Source organism: Streptomyces sp. NPDC050743 (assembly GCF_044456925.1).
In the GTDB taxonomy this organism is placed as follows: Bacteria; Actinomycetota; Actinomycetes; order Streptomycetales; family Streptomycetaceae; genus Streptomyces.
Genome location: NZ_JBITGJ010000128.1, coordinates 1 through 16325, shown reverse-complemented (window position 1 = coordinate 16325; position 16325 = coordinate 1). Strand labels below are relative to the sequence as shown.

General features: G+C 69.6%; 16 protein-coding genes and 1 pseudogene. 10 read left to right on the top strand and 7 right to left on the bottom strand.

Annotated elements, in window-relative coordinates; genetic code table 11:
- Positions 1 to 393: 393 nt before the first annotated feature.
- Positions 394 to 1530: an alpha/beta fold hydrolase gene (locus tag ACIBJF_RS46620; RefSeq protein ID WP_399183712.1), complete on the bottom strand. Its 1137-nt coding sequence runs from the start codon at positions 1528 to 1530 to the stop codon at positions 394 to 396.
- A 396-nt stretch (positions 1531 to 1926) separates the two neighbouring features.
- On the opposite strand from ACIBJF_RS46620, the gene ACIBJF_RS46615 reads away from it, so the two are divergent.
- From ACIBJF_RS46615 to ACIBJF_RS46605, 3 genes are all read left to right on the top strand, one after another.
- Positions 1927 to 2556, top strand: a complete 630-nt coding sequence (locus tag ACIBJF_RS46615) for an isochorismatase family cysteine hydrolase (protein ID WP_399183710.1) — start codon at positions 1927 to 1929, stop codon at positions 2554 to 2556.
- Entirely contained in the window at positions 2553 to 4130 is a 1578-nt protein-coding gene (locus ACIBJF_RS46610) for an aldehyde dehydrogenase (NADP(+)) (protein ID WP_399183708.1), read from the top strand. Before ACIBJF_RS46615 ends, ACIBJF_RS46610 begins: the two co-directional genes overlap by 4 nt.
- A gap of 98 nt (positions 4131 to 4228) precedes the next feature.
- A complete protein-coding gene (locus ACIBJF_RS46605; RefSeq protein WP_399183706.1) occupies positions 4229 to 5497 on the top strand; it encodes an MFS transporter in 1269 nt (422 codons plus the stop codon).
- 98 nt (positions 5498 to 5595) lie between these two features.
- Here ACIBJF_RS46605 and ACIBJF_RS46600 read toward each other — a convergent pair whose 3' ends face one another.
- Positions 5596 to 5967 (bottom strand): alpha/beta fold hydrolase, encoded by a 372-nt coding sequence (locus ACIBJF_RS46600; protein WP_399183705.1) that lies wholly within the window; start codon positions 5965 to 5967, stop codon positions 5596 to 5598.
- 84 nt (positions 5968 to 6051) lie between these two features.
- Positions 6052 to 6735, bottom strand: coding sequence for a maleylpyruvate isomerase N-terminal domain-containing protein (locus tag ACIBJF_RS46595; RefSeq protein ID WP_399183703.1), 684 nt, complete (start codon positions 6733 to 6735; stop codon positions 6052 to 6054).
- A 325-nt stretch (positions 6736 to 7060) separates the two neighbouring features.
- Between ACIBJF_RS46595 and ACIBJF_RS46590 the strand changes: the two genes are divergently transcribed.
- Positions 7061 to 7879, top strand: coding sequence for an enoyl-CoA hydratase/isomerase family protein (locus tag ACIBJF_RS46590; RefSeq protein WP_399183701.1), 819 nt, complete (start codon positions 7061 to 7063; stop codon positions 7877 to 7879).
- Between the two features lie 187 nt (positions 7880 to 8066).
- Positions 8067 to 9035: pseudogene (locus tag ACIBJF_RS46585) on the top strand (site-specific integrase); the annotation flags it as partial.
- Between the two features lie 160 nt (positions 9036 to 9195).
- Here ACIBJF_RS46585 and ACIBJF_RS46580 read toward each other — a convergent pair.
- Positions 9196 to 9885: a TetR family transcriptional regulator gene (locus ACIBJF_RS46580; protein ID WP_399183700.1), complete on the bottom strand. Its 690-nt coding sequence runs from the start codon at positions 9883 to 9885 to the stop codon at positions 9196 to 9198.
- A gap of 134 nt (positions 9886 to 10019) precedes the next feature.
- On the opposite strand from ACIBJF_RS46580, the gene ACIBJF_RS46575 reads away from it, so the two are divergent.
- The 4 genes from ACIBJF_RS46575 to ACIBJF_RS46560 all read left to right on the top strand — a co-directional run bounded on the left by ACIBJF_RS46575 (position 10020) and on the right by ACIBJF_RS46560 (position 12291).
- Positions 10020 to 10856 (top strand): SDR family NAD(P)-dependent oxidoreductase, encoded by an 837-nt coding sequence (locus tag ACIBJF_RS46575; protein WP_399183698.1) that lies wholly within the window; start codon positions 10020 to 10022, stop codon positions 10854 to 10856.
- A gap of 55 nt (positions 10857 to 10911) precedes the next feature.
- Complete coding sequence (locus tag ACIBJF_RS46570) at positions 10912 to 11211, top strand: hypothetical protein (RefSeq protein ID WP_399183696.1); 300 nt, start codon at positions 10912 to 10914, stop codon at positions 11209 to 11211.
- A 187-nt stretch (positions 11212 to 11398) separates the two neighbouring features.
- A complete protein-coding gene (locus ACIBJF_RS46565; RefSeq protein WP_399183694.1) occupies positions 11399 to 11677 on the top strand; it encodes a hypothetical protein in 279 nt (92 codons plus the stop codon).
- A complete protein-coding gene (locus ACIBJF_RS46560) occupies positions 11674 to 12291 on the top strand; it encodes an NAD(P)-dependent oxidoreductase (protein WP_399183691.1) in 618 nt (205 codons plus the stop codon). The genes ACIBJF_RS46565 and ACIBJF_RS46560 overlap by 4 nt, the downstream gene beginning before the upstream one ends.
- A 177-nt stretch (positions 12292 to 12468) precedes the next feature.
- Here ACIBJF_RS46560 and ACIBJF_RS46555 read toward each other — a convergent pair whose 3' ends face one another.
- Positions 12469 to 13053, bottom strand: coding sequence for a TetR/AcrR family transcriptional regulator (locus ACIBJF_RS46555; RefSeq protein WP_399183689.1), 585 nt, complete (start codon positions 13051 to 13053; stop codon positions 12469 to 12471).
- A 338-nt stretch (positions 13054 to 13391) separates the two neighbouring features.
- On the opposite strand from ACIBJF_RS46555, the gene ACIBJF_RS46550 reads away from it, so the two are divergent.
- On the top strand, positions 13392 to 13604 hold the full coding sequence (locus ACIBJF_RS46550; RefSeq protein ID WP_399183687.1) for a PAS domain S-box protein: 213 nt from the start codon (positions 13392 to 13394) through the stop codon (positions 13602 to 13604).
- 163 nt (positions 13605 to 13767) lie between these two features.
- Here the strand turns inward: ACIBJF_RS46550 and ACIBJF_RS46545 are convergent, their stop codons facing one another.
- Positions 13768 to 15093 (bottom strand): IS110 family transposase, encoded by a 1326-nt coding sequence (locus tag ACIBJF_RS46545; RefSeq protein ID WP_399183686.1) that lies wholly within the window; start codon positions 15091 to 15093, stop codon positions 13768 to 13770.
- 237 nt (positions 15094 to 15330) lie between these two features.
- A partial coding sequence (locus ACIBJF_RS46540; protein WP_399183684.1) for an IS110 family transposase occupies positions 15331 to 16325 on the bottom strand: 995 nt, incomplete at its 5' end.

Genomic DNA, 16325 nt, shown 5'->3' with positions numbered 1-16325 from the left:
AGCGGCAGCGATCCCACTCCGCTTCGAGCCGGCGCCTGGCCGTGTTCGACAGGCGCACACGGAAGGTGTACCGGGCATGCCCGGCGTCCTTCGTGCCAGCCTCCGTCGTCATACATCCGAACCTACCCGAGCGGACTGACAGTTGAGAGCTCTCGATCATTGCGGGCGGCATCACCGCCGTGCGGGGCGGACGCCGGACCGCCCCGACGGCGATCCGGCCATCCCTGCCCTGCTCCGCAGGAGCCCGATTCCTCCCCGGCCCGAAGGCCGGGGCATCCTCGGAGGAACCCGGTGAACGAGCAGACGGGGGCGGAACCGCCCCAGTGAGGGCCCCGGAGGTCCTCGGATGGCCGCGGGCCGGCCTGCCGGACCGTACGGCTCGCCGGCCCGTGTTCAGCTGCCCGTCGGCGTGGCGGTCGGGGACTGCGCCCCTCGTCCTCGGGTGCGGTACGGGTCGAGGAACGCCGTCAGCGCCGCCAGCAACTCCTCAGGAGCCTCCTCGGCGACCCAGTGGCCGGAGCCGGGAATGACCTCGGGCTGGACGTCGTGCGCGACGAGCTTCATCGTGCTCCCCACGTTCTCTCCGAGGCTCTTCGCTCCGCCGATCGCCAGGACGGGCATGCTCAGCATGTGCTTCTTGCGTTGCTCGTCCTGCGCGATGGTGGTGTCGAGCGCGCGGTACCAGCCGAAGCTGCCGCGGAGCGCGTTGCGTTGGGATGAGAGCATCCGGACGTAGTAGCTGACGGCGTAGTCGGGGAGTTTCCGTTCGGCTTTGGTGGCGAACTGCCAGCCGAAGTAGATGTTTTCGCGTCCCTTGACGAGTTCTTCGTTCACTTCGGTGAGCCGGTTGAAGGGGATGTGCCACAGCCGGTCGTTGACCTGTGCGGTGCTCACCATCGGTGGTGAGGGGGTCACGGCCGGGAGGAAAGCCTCGGCGACGGCCAGGCGGTCGACCCGGTCGGGGTGATCGGCGGCCAGTGCGTAGCCGATCGGCATGCCGGTGTCGTGGCCGACCACGGCGAACTTCTCGTGGCCGAGCGCGTCCATCAGCGCCACCAGGTCGCCGGCGAGGGTGCGGGTGTCGTAGCCGTCGTTGGGCTTGTCGGACAGCCCGATGCCGCGCTGGTCGACGGCGAGGACCGTGAAGTTCCTGGCCAGTGTCGGCATCACCAGGCGCCAGGCGTACCAGGTCTCGGGCCAGCCGTGCACCAGGAGCAGCGGTGGTCCGTCCCCTCCGACGACCACGTGCTGGCGCAGTCCGCCCGTCTGGACGAACCGGCTGGTGAACGTCCTGGTGAACCCAGAGGGGAGATGGGGCGCCTGCTGGACGGTGCCGAGGCTCCCGGGCGTCGGTACGGGGGTGCCGTGGGGGCTCGGGGACCCGCCGCCGGGCGTTGCGGCTCCGGTCAGTGTGACACCTGCCAGGCCGAGGCCCAGCGCACCGGTACCGGCCGCGCGCAGCACGTCGCGGCGGGGCATCCGGGGACCGAATCCGTCCGTGGGGTTCTGGTTCGCAGGTTCCCGAGGCATCAGGCTCCCCTTTCGCACCTGACGGGCGCCGGCTCGGTGAGGTGTCGGGATCGGTCACCTCGTCCGAGGCCGCGCCCGCCCCGTGCATGGCCCGAGGGCTGTCCGCACGGGGTGCGTCCACAGGTCCGAAGGGGTGGATGCGCATCCGGTACGTCCAGCCCATGCTGCGGCGCGCCCCGGGCTCCCGCAATCGGAGCATCGGGCGAGGAGGGTCCTGTCTCCTGATCTCGTGCAGTCCTTTCGCGGCGGGGACGACCGCGTATGCAGGCGGGAGTGGGCGGCCACGCGATGCCGCGGACCCGTACCCGGCATTTTCCGGCTCCTCGTTTGACATTCAGGATGGCTGGCGTAATCCTGAATCTAGATGTCATCCATCATCTAGATTTCGGAGGAACCATGCCCGAGACCTACGACCCCCGCCACACCGCGGTTCTGCTGGTCGACCCCTTCAACGACTTCCTCTCCGAAGGGGGCAAGGTCTGGCCGCACCTGGAACCCGTGGCGACCGAGGTCGGCCTGCTGGATCATCTGCGCTCCGTGGTCGGCACGGCCCGCGAGAACGGCGTGCGCGTGATGTTCGTGCCGCACCGTCGCTGGGAGCCGGGCGACTACGACAACTGGGACTTCCCGAGCCCCTCGCAGCGCAAGATCCAGGAGTTGCACCACTTCGCCAGGGGCTCCTGGGGCGGGTCGTTCCACGACGACTTCCAGCCGCAGCCGGGCGAGGTGGTGGTCCACGAGCACTGGGGGTCGAGCGGGTTCGCCAACACCGACCTGGACTTCCAGCTCAAGCAGCACGGCATCACCCACGTGGTGATCGTGGGCCTGCTCGCCAACACCTGCATCGAGGCCACCGCGCGTTTCGCCCAGGAGCTCGGCTACCACGTGACGCTGGTCCGTGACGCCACCGCGGCCCTCCGCCCCGACATGATGCATGCCGCTCACGAACTGAACGGCCCCACCTTCGCCCACGCCATCGTCACGACGGACGAAGTCACCACCGCGTTCAGGGGAGCGCAGTCATGACGCTGACCGGAGAACTGCTGATCGGAGCGGCCGATGTGGCCGCCACCGCAGGCACGATGAAGGCGCTCAACCCCGCCACCGGCGAGGTCATCGAGCCGGAGTTCGCATTCGGGGGCGCGGCCGAGGTCGACCGCGCGCTCCGCCTGGCCGACGAGGCGTTCGACAGTTACAGCCACACCGCACTGGCCGAGCGGTCCGCGTTCCTCGATCTCGTCGCGGACAAACTCGAGGCGGTCAAGGACGAACTGGCCGCACGTACGTCGCTGGAGACGGGACTGCCCGCCGCCCAGTTCGAGTCGGAGATCCTGCGCTCGGCCGCGAACTTCCGCAAGTTCGCCGGCGTCGTACGTCAGGGCCGGTTCCTCCAGGCGGCCATCGATCCCGCCCAGCCGGACCGGCAGCCCGCACCGCGCATGGATCACCGGTTGCAGAAGGTGGCCCTGGGACCCGTGGTGATCTTCGGCGCCGGCAACTTCCCGGTCTCCTACTCGGTCGCGGGCGGCGATACCGCCTCGGCCCTGGCCGCCGGCTGCCCCGTCGTACTCAAGGCGCACAACGCCCACCCCGGCGCCTCCGAGATCGAGGGCCGCGTCATCCGGGAGGCCGTCGCCGAAGCGGGACTGCACGAAGGCGTCTTCTCGCTGATCCGGGGCGCGGGCAACGAGATCGGCGAGACGCTGGTGGACCACCCCCTGGTCCGGGCGGTCACCTTCACCGGGTCCGAGGGCGGCGGCATGGCCCTGTACCGACGGGCCCAGCAGCGTCCCGACCCCATTCCGGTGTTCACCGAGATGACCAGCGTCAACCCGGTCTTCGTCCTGCCCGGCGCGCTGGCGGCCCGCGGAGCGGAGATCGGCGCAAGCCTCGCGCAGCGCGCGCAGTACAACGTCGGACAGGCCTGCCTGAAGCCGGCCGTCCTGCTCGCCGTCGACGGGCCCGGCTTCGATGAACTGCGGGACACGGCAAGGGCCGAGGTGGCGAAGACCGACGCACGGACCATGCTCACGCCCGGCATCCACGCCGCCTACACGGGCAACGTGCGGCGGATGCAGGACAACGGCGCCACCCGGATCGGCGCCGGAGCGGCTCCGACCGCCGCATGGGAGGCCCAGTCCCTGGTGTACGAGGTGACCGGCGAGCAGCTGCTGGCCGAACCGGCCATGCGCGAAGAGGTGTTCGGTCCCTTCATCCTGCTGGTACGGCTGACCGGACTGGACCAACTCCGTGAGGCGGCACGCGCCTTCCGGGGCCAGCTGTCGGCCGGCGTCCACGCCGAGGCGAGCGACCGCGCCACCGCCGCGGAACTCCTGCCGATCCTGGAGCGTCGCACCGGCCGTATCGTGATCAACAACTTCTCTATGCCGCAGGAGGTTTCCTACGCGTCCGTCCACACGGGCCCGTTCCCGGCCACGTCGGACTCCCGCTTCACCTCCGTCGGAATGACCGCGATCGAGCGGTTCCTGCGCCCGGTCACGTACCAGAACTTCCCCGACGAACTGCTGCCCGAGTCACTGCGCGAGGCCAATCCGCTGCACCTGTGGCGCCTCGTCGACGGCGAACTCACCCGCGACTGAACCCCTGGTCCTCGTCGCGCAGGGGCCCCGCGTCGCACCTGGGCCCCTGCTCCCTTTCCCCCTCTTCCCCCACTCTCCCGCCCCCGTAGGAAGCCGCTGTGAGTGCACAGTCCACCGTCCCGGGCGTGAAGCGCGGCACCATCCCCGTCTTCGCCACCGCCACCGCGATCGCCGTCGCCAACATCTACTTCACCCAGCCCCTTCTCGAGCAGATCGCACGAGACCTGCGCATCTCCTCCTCGGCCGCCGGCATCATCGCGACCGCCGGCCAGATCGGCTACGCGCTGGGCATCGTCGCGATCGTCCCCCTCGCCGACCGCGTCCGGCTGCGCCGCCTGACCACGATCCTGCTCGCCGTGACCGCGCTGGCCCTGCTCGCCGGAGCACTGGCGCCCTCGATCGCGCTGCTGGGCCTCGCGACCTTCGTCCTGTCGACCACCACGGTGGTCCCCCAGGTCATCATGCCGACCATCGCCTCGATGTCCGCCCAGGGCCAGACCGGCCGGGCCCTGGCCGCCGTCGGCACCGGGCTGACGCTGGGAGCACTGCTCTCCCGCACCGTCTCCGGGGCTCTCTCGGAGGTGACTGGGACGTGGCGCGTCGACTACTTCGCCGCCGCCCTGGCCACAGGCTGCCTGTTGCTCGTCCTGCCCCGCTACATGCCGGAGCGCAGCCCGGCCGCCGGTACGGCAACGACCGGCTACCTGAAGCTGCTTGCTTCCATCCCGCCGCTGGTCGTCCGCCATCCCACGCTGCGGCTGTCCGCCCTGCTGGGCTCGGTGAGCTTCGCGGCCTTCTCGTCGTTCTGGGCCACGCTCGCCTTCCACCTGTCCGAGAAGCCCCTCCAGCTCGGACCGGCCGCGGCAGGACTGTTCGGCCTCAGCAGCGTGCCCGGCGCTCTGGCGGCCCGCTACTCCGGCCGGCTCTCCGACCGCTACGGCCCCGACACCGTCAACGCGATCGCGCTGGCATCCGCCGCCACCGCCTTCGTGGTCTTCCTGCTCGGCGGCGAGTCCTTGGCGGCCCTCATGATCGGCTGCAATCTGCTGGGCTACGGCACCACGAGCGCCCAGATAGCCAACCAGACCCGTGTCTTCACGGGACCCGCCGCCATCCGCGCCCGCCTGAACACGGTCTACATCTTCTCCCTCTTCGCCGGCGGGGCGATCGGTTCGGCCGTCGGCATCGCCGTGTTCGAGGCCCACGGCTGGACGGCGATGGTCTACATCGGCATGGCGTACCTCGCCGTCGGGGCTCTGCTTCTGACGGGACACGCCCATGCCAAGCGCCATAGGTCCGTGGTGCCGTCCACCGAGCCGGAGGTGAGCGCCGCGCGCCCCGCACCGGCCGTCTCCGAACGCCGGTAGGTCCTCGACGACCACGCGCAACCGGTGGGGCCGAGTGGTCTGGGAACAGCCACTCGGCCCCACCGTGCGCAGGTGTCCGAACCGGTCGGTTGCCCAAACTACGCGGCGGAGCGGGGACGTGCGCTCCGTCCCTCGTCGCGGTACGGGGCCAGGAAGGTGGTCAGCGCCGCGAGCATCTCGTCGGGCGCCTCCTCGGCGACCCAGTGGCCGCAGTTCGGGATGACCACGGTCTGCACGTCGTGTGCGGCGCGGCTCATCGTGACCCCGGCGCCGTCCTTGATGCTCTCCTCTCCGCCGATCGCCAGGACGGGAAGGGTGAGCAGGCCGGCCTTCTGGCGTGCCGCGTTCTGCGCGGTCGTGGTGTCCAGGGCGCGGTAGAAGTTGAAGCTGCCGCGCAGCGCGTCGCGGGTCGTGAGGCCGCCGACGTAGTAGTCGACGGCGTAGTCGGGCAGCTTCTTGACGGTGTTCACCGGGTTCCTCCAAGGATGCCCCGGCCTTCGGGCCGGGGAGGAATCGGACTCCTGCGGAGCAGGGCAGGGACAGCCGGATCGCCGTCAGGGCGATCCGGTGTCCACCCCGCACGGCGGTGATGCCGCCCACGATGATCGAGAACTCTCAACTGTCAGTGCCCTCGGGTAGGTTCGGATGCATGACGACAGAGGCGACCACGAAGGACACCGGGCATGCCCGGTACACCTTCCGTGTGCGCCTGTCGGCTGCCGCGCGGCGCGCACTCGAAGCGGAGTGGGCGCGCTGCCGGTGCGCAGCGCCACGGACCCCGGCAGCGCCTTCGGCTCGCCGCGGCCCCACACGAGGGGAACCATCAGGTCGAACACCTCGTCCACGCCGTCTGCCGCGATCAGTGGTTCGACGTGCACCTCGGCCCCTGTGGCCAGTTGGGCGTCGACCAGGTGGACCGCGGTGTCCATGACCACGCGGCGGAACCAGAGCGCCGTCACCGCCTCCTCGATGCCGAACGCCCAGCACGGTGCGGCGGGATCGGCCTCCTCCAGGGCGGACAGCAGCACGTCCGCGCCCTGGGCGTACCAGTCGGCGACCGGCTCCCCGTCCGCCGCGGTGACCTGCTCACGGGACGGGCGGCCGGTCCGCACCACCGTCGCCGCGAAGCGGTACGCCTGGCCCAGATGGGTGCCCAGGTCCTGCAGGTTCCAGCTGCCGCAGGTGGGCACCGGGGTGTCCGGGGCGGCGGTGCGCAGCAGAGGCTCGAACGCCGCCACCTGCTCCCGCAGTACGGCCCGGTAGGTGTCGGGGCGAGCGGCAGCGCGACGGGGGAAGGACTCACGACGATCTCCGGTGGGACGAGTGGTGCGCGGGAACGCCTGCGTGCGCTCCCGTCGGTCCGGACACCCATCAGGATGACGAACAACATCCTGTGGCGGTGCCACGACGCCCGGCTCAATTGATTTTTGCAAGCCTGATGGAGTCAATGTTCGCGTTCTGTACGCACTCTTGACGCGTAATACCTAGTTCTTCAACTGATGGGACCCCGGCCAGGGCGACTGCCACTAGCTTTAATTTAAGTACCCAGCTAGCCTCTGGCTCATGAGTGATGAACTGCAGTTCCAGGTAAGCGAAGTGACCCCGTCCTACTGGCAGGTGACCTTCTCCAACGGCCCGGTCAACCTCATCGACGTGGACACGATCGAGCAGCTCTCCGCCCTGGTGGACCGCATGGAGCAGGCTCCTGATCTGACCGTCGTGGTCTTCCGGAGCGCCAACCCCGACTTCTTCATGGCGCACTTCGACTTCCTGGCGGACGGGGCCCGTATCGCCGCCATGAAGCCCGGTCCCACGGGACTTCACCCGTACGCGGACAACCTCATCCGGCTCGGCAGGGTCCCCGCCGTCACGGTCTCCGCCATCGAGGGGCGCGCCCGAGGAGCGGGAAGCGAGTTCGTCCTGGCTACGGACATCCGATTCGCCGGACCCCGCGCCGTCCTGGGACAGTTCGAGGTCGGCGTCGGGGCCGTGCCGGGCGGCAACCCGTCGGGGCAGCTGAGCAGGCTGGTGGGCCGAGGGCGTGCCCTGGAGATCCTGCTCGGGGCGGACGACTTCCCCGCGCAGCTGGCGGCCGAGTACGGCTACGTCAACCGGGTCCTGCCGGAAGGTGAGTTGGACGGCTTCGTCGATGCCTTCGCCCGCCGTATCGCGAGGTTCGACAAGGTTGCCGTGGCCGAGACCAAGGCCCTCGTCGACAAGAGCACCCGCATCCCGGACGAGGAGTTCGGTGCCGCCCTCTCCGCCTACTTCCGCACCGCGGGACGACCGGAGAACGAGCACCGGGTCAAGCGCCTCTTCGAGGGTGGCCTGCAGCAGCCGGACGGCGTCGAACTGGACCTGGGCAAGCGGGTCGCTCAGTAGTGCCGAGTGGCCGAATCCGGGCTGGTTCAGGGGGAGTTCGAAGGGAAGTTCGTGGTGCCGGGCGATGACCGGGACGCCGAGGTCACGCCCCGGCGACGGTCATCGGCCGGCGGACTTGGGGCTTGAGGAACATCGACTTCCACACGCTGCGTGAAGCGATCCTGTCATCTGTGGCAAGGGGGAAGCGGTGTCCGCCGTCGTTCTGCTGCCGGCCGGGAAGGCGGTGCCCGTCCGGACGGCGGCCGACCTCCTCCTCGACTCGCTCGGCAACGCGAACACCGTCCGGAACCACGGAATCGCCGTCGGGAAGACCGCCGAGCGCCTGGGTGAGGGTCGGCCATACGCCTTAGTGGAAGGTGACGAGACAGGCAAGGCACTACAGCTGATGTGGGGCAGTTCGGCGGTGAACACCTGCAACGCCCGCCGGGGCGCGGTGATGTCCTGGACAGGCTGGTGCACCGAGCGCGGCTACGACGGGCCGGCGGTCCCGGCCTGGGTGAAGCGGCTGCCGCCGCCGGACTCGGGCACCCCGGTGCGCTCGAAGATGGCGATCGACCGGCTGATCGCCCGCCGCGACGTCCACGTGCGGGAGAAGACGCTGCGGCGGATGCTCTACGAGACGTGCGGCTGCTCCGAGGAGATCCTGGACGTCACCATCGAGACCTGGACCTGGCCGGCCGCCGCTGCGCGGTGAAGGCGAAGGGTGCCCAGCCGAAGGTGCGCCGCCGCGGTGCCACGCGCGAGGACTACGTGCTGGAGGCGGTGCACTGGGACGCCGGCACCGCCCGGCTACCGCCGGAGGCTGATCCGGGGCCGCACTCGCGGACCGGTGGTTGAACACCCACCGCCGCCCCGGCCCGGGGAAGGTGCTCTCCGCGTGCGACGTCTGTCCGGACACTGGGCCGGCCCGCCTCTCCTACGGACTGGCCCGCGCACTGCTGGACCAGCACACCGCGGTGCGCGGGCCGGGCACCGGCTGGGACCTTCACGAGTGGCGCCACTCCTCCCTGACCCACCTCGGCGAACAGGGCGCGTCGCTGCTGATGCCGATGGCCAGGTCCCGGCACAAGAAGCCGGAGAACGTCCGCCGTTATTTCAAGCCCTCCCCCGAGGCGATCGCCGAGGTGACCGCCTGCTCGCGCCCGGCGACGCCCGGCACTGCGCGGCGGTCGGCTCGGGCGTGAAGGCGCAAGGTCGGCCGCATGGTGTCAGCTCGGGCGGCCGCCGAGGCCGCCGTCGGGGGCGATCCCGGCGAAGCGGGCGAGGTCCTCGGCGGTCAACGTGAGGTCGGCGGCGGCGATATTTCGCAATGGATGTCAGGTTCCTGTGCCGGCGTTCGCGGCCAGGGTGAGTGCGCCGAGGATCAGGGTGGTGATCATGCGTTCCAGCGTGGCGGCGAAGGGTAGGCGCATTTTCGCCAGTTCGGGATCGGCTTCGTAGGCGGCGATCATGCCGGTGGAGGGCCGGGAGTGGGTCCAGACGGCGCCGGTGGCCATGATGATCTGGGCGCAGAGTTGTTCGGCGACGGGTCCGAGTTCGGGCAGCCGGGCGCGGACCAGTTCGGTGAGGGCGGCGACGTTGGCGACGGCGGCCTTTTTGTAGCGGCTGGCGACCGCGGCGGAGACGTTGTGTTCCAGGACTCCTGCCTGGGCGCTGAGCAGGTCACACAGCTGCGGCTGTTCGCTGAGAGTTCGGGTCAGGACGGCGGCGACCTCGGTTGCCCGCCGTGTCGATGACCATGCCGTGTCGACGCTTTCGTCGAGGTGTACGCCGAGTTCGGCGATCCACTGTTTCCAGGCTCGGTCGAGCAGTTCCAGCAGGACCGCCTCGCGGGATTCGAAGTACTTGACGAATCCCGATTTGGCGAGCCGGCTGCGGCGGCTCAGCTCGTTGAGGGTGACGGCGCTGGTCGGCATTTCGGTGAGCATCTGCGCCGCGGTGTCCAGGATCGCCTGTCGGCGTATCTCCCTGGCTTCCTCGCTGCGGGCGCGCTGGAACGTGGTCACGCCCACATCATAAGGGACTGGCAGTCCCTTGACACCGTACCGGCGGTCCCTTAACTTCGAAGTCGTAAGAGACCTCCGGTACGCAAACGTGCGGGTCGGGAGGCTTATCCGTCCTCCTACGGGAAGAGGAAGTCATGTCGAAGGTTTGGTTCGTCACCGGGAGCTCTCGCGGGTTGGGTCGCGCGATCGTCGAGAACGCGCTGAAGGCCGGCGACCGGGTGGTCGCGACCGCCCGTCGGCCCGAGCAGCTCGGCGACCTCGTCGGCGGCTACGGCGACCGGGTGCTGCCGGTGGCGCTGGATGTCACGAACCCGGACGACGTCGAGAAGGCCGTACAGGCCGGTCTCGCCGCGTTCGGTCGCTACGACGTGGTGGTCAACAACGCCGGCTACGGCGACACCGCCGCCGTCGAGGATGTGACCCTGGCCGACTTCCGGGCGCAGATCGACACCAACTTCTACGGCGTCGTCCACGTCACCAAGGCGGTCCTGCCGATTCTGCGCGAGCAGGGTTCGGGGCACATCTTCCAGGTGTCCTCGCTCGGCGGCCGGATCGGCTCGCCCGGCCTGGCGGCCTACCAGAGCGCGAAGTGGGCGGTCGGCGGATTCTCCACCGTCCTGGCTCAGGAGATCGCGCCGTTCGGCGTGAAGGTCACCGTGCTGGAGCCGGGCGGCATGCGCACCGACTGGGCCGGCTCGTCGATGACCATCCCGCCGATCAGCGAGCCCTATCGGCAGACCGTCGGCGCGTTCGCCGACATGATCCGCAACGCCGACCCGGAAGCGGCGGCGGCGAACTCCGCCGACCCGGCCCGGATCGCCGAAATCATCGCCGACCTCTCCGACCGCGACGACGCCCCGGTACGGATCCTGCTCGGCAAGGACGCCGTGCAGTACTGGGACGCCGCCGGTGCAGCTCTCGCGGCGTCCGATGCGAAGTGGCGTTCGGTCTCCGAATCCGCCTGGAGCTGATCACCCTGATGACCGCGGACGTTCCGATCGCCACGGCCACCCGCGTTTTTGATCAATGAAGGAGAGCACCACGACGTCGTCGGATGGCTTCGTGCCGCGCTCGGATCTCGCCGAGCTGGCGGAGATCAACAAGCAGCTCGCGCTGTTGCCGCACCCGGCCCCGGCCACAAAGGACGGACTTGCCGAGTCGCGGCAGATGGCGTTCGCGCCGTCGGTCGAAATGGCCAACCAGGTCACCAACGAGGTGATCGCGAGGCCGGGCGGTGACCTGCGCCTCCACATCATCCGCCCCACCGGGCCCGTGAAAGCCGTGCTGCTGGCCGCGCCGCCATGGAGCAAATCGCGGACTGGATGAAGAACCGCCTCGGCGCCTGACCAGGCCGCACATCCTCTGGTCCGGCCCAAGCGCTGTGGGCGACGGCGCCAAGTGCTATCGCCCACGCCACCCCACCCCTGACCAGCCCGAACGGGTCTGGCCTCCTGACCGCCCATCCGGGCGCTCGTCCCCGGTGACGCCAGTCGCTGAGAAGGGCCGACCTTCCGTGAAGACCTCCACCACCTCCCGTGCCATCCGCGCGACCCCTGAGCGGACGGGGGCGCCTGATCGCCACTCCGGCGGACTTCAGCCAGCGATCGGAAGTCACCAAAACGACGGCCCCACCTACCGGGAACCAGCTCCCAGACCGGACGGCATCACATCGGTGCACGTCGTCGAGGAGTTCGACTTCCACCATCCGAAGATCGTCCGGCTTCTGGTCGACGGGTTCTTCCCAAACCAGCAGCGGACCTACCTGCGAGAGTTGGAAAAGGCACTGGCATGAGAATCACCGTCTTCGGCGCCAGCGGCAGCGTGGGCGACTGGCTGGTCCCCGAGGCCCTGCGCCGCGGCCACGAGGTCGTGGCCGTCACCCGCCGGCGGTCCCGGATCACCACTCAGCACCCGAACCTGAGCGTCATGCAAGCCGACCTCGACGACATCGCGGCGCTGGAGAAGACCCTGACCGGGTCCCACGCGGCGATCATCAGCCTTGCCGACCCGGTCGTGCACACCGGCACCCGCTCGATCGTCACCGCGATGCGCAGCGTCGGCGTGTCCCGGGTGGAGGCGCTGACCGGGTTCGGCACCAGCGCCATCAGCCGCCGACAACTGAACCCGCTGATGCGCGCCGTCGTGGCCGCCATCCGCGTCATCACCCTGCCGGCCTTCCGCGCCAAGGAAGACCAGGACGCCACCCTGCGCGCCTCCGGCCTGACCTTCACCATCGTCCAGCCGCCCACCCTCACGGCCGGGCCCGCCACCGGCACCTACCGGCACGGCGACTACCGCGGCAAATCCATCCTCGGCAACATATCCCGCGCCGACCTGGCCGCGTTCATGCTCGACAACCTGGAACAGGACCGCTACCTCAACCAGTCGGCGTACGTGCAGCAATAGGACCCACCGAGACATCCGCCCGAGGGTCAGCGGATCCCGGTCCCCACCTCGCGTTCCTGGGCCCACGGGTCGGTCACCAGGCGGCACTCCACGTCGAGGATCATCGTCTGGGCGTGCCTTTCGGCCGCGGCAGCGCTCAGGGCTCCCGTGAGCTTCCCGGCCGCGACGGGGGTGAGATCAGGCGGCGCGGGCCGGTGCCGCGTGTCGCTTGAGTTGGTCGGCGACGTTGGTGAGCAGTTCGTCCGAGAGGCCGGAGTCGGCGACGGCCCGGGACATGAGGGTGGCGCCGACCAGGGCGCTGAGGGTGAGCATGGCCTCGGACCGGGCCTCCTCGGAGTCCTCGCCGAGACCGGCGATCAGGTCCAGATAGGAGCGGACCTGCTTCTCGTAGGCCTCCTTGAAGCCCTCGTCCCCGCGTCCGGCCGCGGCGCCGAGCGTGACCAGGGCGCAGCCGGTGGCCGGTGCGTCGCGGTGCCGTTTGCCGAGGTAGGCGTCGATGAGACCGGTGCGCGGTTCCTTCTCGTTCTTGCGGGCGGCCTGCTCCATCTTCGCGGTGCCCTCGGCCAGAGCCTCGGCCACGGCCTGGTTGATCAGGTCGTCGCGCGAGGAGAAGTGCTTGTAGAAGCCGCCGTGCGTCAGACCGGCCTCTTTCATCAGTTCGGCGATGCCGGGGCGGGTGACGCCCTCCGCGCGGACCTTGCGGGCCGCGATCCGCAGCACCCGCTCACGAGACGCCGCCTTCTCCGCCTGTGAGTGTCCCATGCCGGGCCTCCCTCCGAGGAGCGGCCGTCGCCGCCCAGAAGCTAGATGAAACCCATCATACACCTGAGCCGAAAAATGGGCTCTGATCTGCACATCTCGCCAGGTCGAGATGACGGAATACTTCCTGAATCTGGATGTTTTACATCATGCAGATCGGTGGGCGCCCTCGCCAGCGCCCCACCGGATCCCTGCCGGCGATACCTGTGCCGCGGCACCGGCACACACCAGAAGCAGGCCGCAGTACTCGACGACTGCGACACCACCACGGCCGGTGTGCGACGCACGCGACGGCCGTGCCCTGGCAGACCTCAGCGCAGGGAAGACAGAGAGGACGATCGATGGACAGCCCTACGAGAGCGATATTCGCGGCGGCCCAGACGGCCTTCCAGACGGCGGGCGCGGCGATAGCCCTGCTCGACGCGGAGGGAACAGTGGTCGGCTGGACGCAGGCCGCCCAGCGGCTCGTCGGCTACTCCGCCGCCGATGTCAGAGGATGCCCCGGCCGTCAGGCCGGGGAGGAATCGGGCTCCTGCGGGGCAGGGCAGGGATAGCCGGATCGCCGTCAGGGCGATCCGGTGTCCACCCCGCACGGCGGTGATGTCGCCCACGATGATCGAGAACTCTCAACTGAAGCTAATCGGAAAATCGATGTGCGGGAGGGCAGGCGGCAGCATCCGGGCCGCTTGCGGACCGGATGTCGGTGAGACGGGACGGTCAGGCTGATGCCGGGCTGAGTGCGACTTGGTGGCCGAGGGCCTGGAGTTGGCGGACGAGGTCGCGGGTTTTGCGGGCGGGGTCGAGGTGACGGCGGTGCCAGTCGGCACCGAGCTCCTGGTAGGAGGCGTCCGGGTCGTTGATCAGATGCCAGGCGATGACGAGTATCGAGCGGGCGACGGCGACCAGAGCTTTGGCGTGGCCGCGGCGTTTGACGATGCGCCGGTAGCGGGCGCCGAGGAAGGTGTCGGTGCGGGCGGCGGCGTTGGCGGCCTCACCGAGAGCGCCCTTGAGCCAGGGGTTTCCCTGCCCGGCCGGCCCCGCGCTGTTCTTCGCTCCGGACTGGATCGTGCGGGGGCACAACTTGGCCCAGGACACCAGGTGTTCAGCGGTGGGGAAGCGGCTCATGTCCGCGCCGATCTCGGCGAGGATGATCTGCGCGGTGGCCGGCCCGATCCCGGGGACGGCGTCCAGCTTCTCGGCCAGAGTACGCGCACTGACCGCGGCGGCCTCGTCCCCGGTGCCGGTGCTTCCTGGCGAGGTGGTGATCTCCTCCAGCGTCCGGGCGATCAGCCGGTCGAGTTCGTCGATCTGTGCGGTGAGGTGGTCGACGGTGGACAGCAGCACCCGCAGCAGCCGGGCGTGGTGGTCTTCGAACTGCCCGGTCAGGGCCTCGATGAGGGCCGGCTTCTTCTTGACCAGGTTGCCCTTGGCGAGGTCGGCCAGGGTGCGCGGGTTGCGTTGTCCGGCGACCAGCGCGTCGAGCATGGCCCGCCCGGACATGCCGAACAGGTCCGAGACGACGCCGGACAGTTTGATCTGCGCGTCCTGCAGGGCCTTGTCGACACGGTGCTTGTGCCGGGTGCGTTCCTGGACGAACACGGTGCGGGTGCGGGTGTAGTCCCGCAGCTGTCGCACCGGCTTCGGTGGGACGAACGAGGCACGGACCATACCGCGTTCGGCGAGCTTGGCCAGCCAGACCGCGTCCAGCTTGTCCGTCTTCGGACGCCCGGGGACGTTCTTCACGTCACGGGCGTTGACGAGCCAGCAGTCCAGGCCGCGGGCCTCCAGCAGATAGAAGAACGGGCGCCAGTACGAGCCCGTCGCTTCCATGACCACCCGCTCGACGCCCTGGCACACAAGCCGGTCGCCGAGTTCCAGGATCGTGTTCGTGGTCGAGGCAACTGTCCAGACCTTCTGAACACGTCGGCCTTCGATGGTGTCGTGCGGGACGCGCAGGCAGACCATCCCGGACGCCTTCGCGATGTCGATCGCCGCGACCCTGGCGACCGTCCCGTCGTCGTGGTCTTCTCCCAACTCCTCCATGACATACCCCCTGGTGCGCTGATGCAGGCAGGGTCTGCCCGGGAAGCCAAAGGGGTAACGGAGAAGCTGATCGGCGTGCTCAAGGCGACAGTGTGCGGCCCCCTCGGACGGCTCCCTCACCAGACTCCTATGCGGGCTCACAGCCCAAACATCAAGCGGCGTCGGCGGACAGCCCCTGTACCGATTTTCACGCCCGCGGGGCGTCACCGCAGGTGAACGGTCGACTCCTATAGAACGTCAAGCGGCTTGGGTGAGCTGGTCGGTGGTGAGGCGGGGTCGTGGGAGGTGCTGGTAGACCTCGCGGGCGACGAACCGTTTCAGGCAGCGGATGATGTCCTTCCTGGTCATGCCTTCAGCGGTGCGTCGGGTGACGTAGTCCCGGGTTCGCTGGTCGTAGCGCATGCGGACCAGCACGATGGTGTGCAGGGCCCGGTTGGCTTGACGATCGCCGCCGCGGTTGAGTCGGTGCCGGTGCGTGCGTCCCGAGGAGGCCGGGATCGGAGCGGCCGCGCACAGGTGCGCGAAGGATGCCTCCGAGTGCAGGCGCTCGGGGTTGTCGCCTGCTGTGACCAGGAGTTGGCCGGCGGTTTCCGGGCCGATGCCGGGCAGGGCGACCAGCTCCGGCGCGGCCTGGGTGACCAGCGGGCCGAGGTCTGCGTCGGCCTCCGCGATCTCTTCGCAGAGCCGTTGGTAGCGGCGGGCCAGCCGTCGCAGCGTGGTCCTGGCCGCGTGGTCGGGGTCGGCGAGGTCGCCGACGGGGCGGAAACGGGCCAGTGTGTCGACGAGTTCGCCGGTGGGCAGGCCCCGCAGCTTTTCCCGGACTGCCGCAGGGGCGGTGACGATGAGGTTGCGCATCTGGTTGATGGTCTGGGTGCGGGCCTTGACGGCCGAGCTGCGGGCCACCCGCAGGGTGCGGACGGCCTCCACGATCCCGTTGCGGGTCTTCGGCGTGCCCGAGGCCCGGCCGGAGAGCACGGCGGTGGCGGCGGCGTATGCGTCCACGGGGTCGGACTTGCCGTTGTCGAGACGGGCTTTGCGGTCGGGGCGGTCGACCTCGACGACGGTGACGCCGTTCGCCGTCAGGAAGCGGGCGATGCCGGCGCCGTAGGCACCAGTGCCTTCCAGGCCCACTGCGAGGAGTTCGCCGTGCGAGCGTAGCCAGTCCAGCAGCCGCCGGTAGCCGTCCGGAGTGGTGGCGAACGCCTCTGTGGCCAGGTGCCGGCCCACCGTGT

Excerpts from the sequence above, each read along its gene's own strand:
- ACIBJF_RS46620 (WP_399183712.1), bottom strand. The coding sequence starts at position 1,530 with ATGCCTCGGGAACCTGCGAACCAGAACCCCACGGACGGATTCGGTCCC.
- ACIBJF_RS46615 (WP_399183710.1), top strand. The coding sequence starts at position 1,927 with ATGCCCGAGACCTACGACCCCCGCCACACCGCGGTTCTGCTGGTCGAC.
- ACIBJF_RS46610 (WP_399183708.1), top strand. The coding sequence starts at position 2,553 with ATGACGCTGACCGGAGAACTGCTGATCGGAGCGGCCGATGTGGCCGCC.
- ACIBJF_RS46590 (WP_399183701.1), top strand. The coding sequence starts at position 7,061 with ATGAGTGATGAACTGCAGTTCCAGGTAAGCGAAGTGACCCCGTCCTAC.
- ACIBJF_RS46575 (WP_399183698.1), top strand. The coding sequence starts at position 10,020 with ATGTCGAAGGTTTGGTTCGTCACCGGGAGCTCTCGCGGGTTGGGTCGC.
- ACIBJF_RS46570 (WP_399183696.1), top strand. The coding sequence starts at position 10,912 with ATGAAGGAGAGCACCACGACGTCGTCGGATGGCTTCGTGCCGCGCTCG.
- ACIBJF_RS46560 (WP_399183691.1), top strand. The coding sequence starts at position 11,674 with ATGAGAATCACCGTCTTCGGCGCCAGCGGCAGCGTGGGCGACTGGCTG.
- ACIBJF_RS46555 (WP_399183689.1), bottom strand. The coding sequence starts at position 13,053 with ATGGGACACTCACAGGCGGAGAAGGCGGCGTCTCGTGAGCGGGTGCTG.
- ACIBJF_RS46550 (WP_399183687.1), top strand. The coding sequence starts at position 13,392 with ATGGACAGCCCTACGAGAGCGATATTCGCGGCGGCCCAGACGGCCTTC.
- ACIBJF_RS46545 (WP_399183686.1), bottom strand. The coding sequence starts at position 15,093 with ATGGAGGAGTTGGGAGAAGACCACGACGACGGGACGGTCGCCAGGGTC.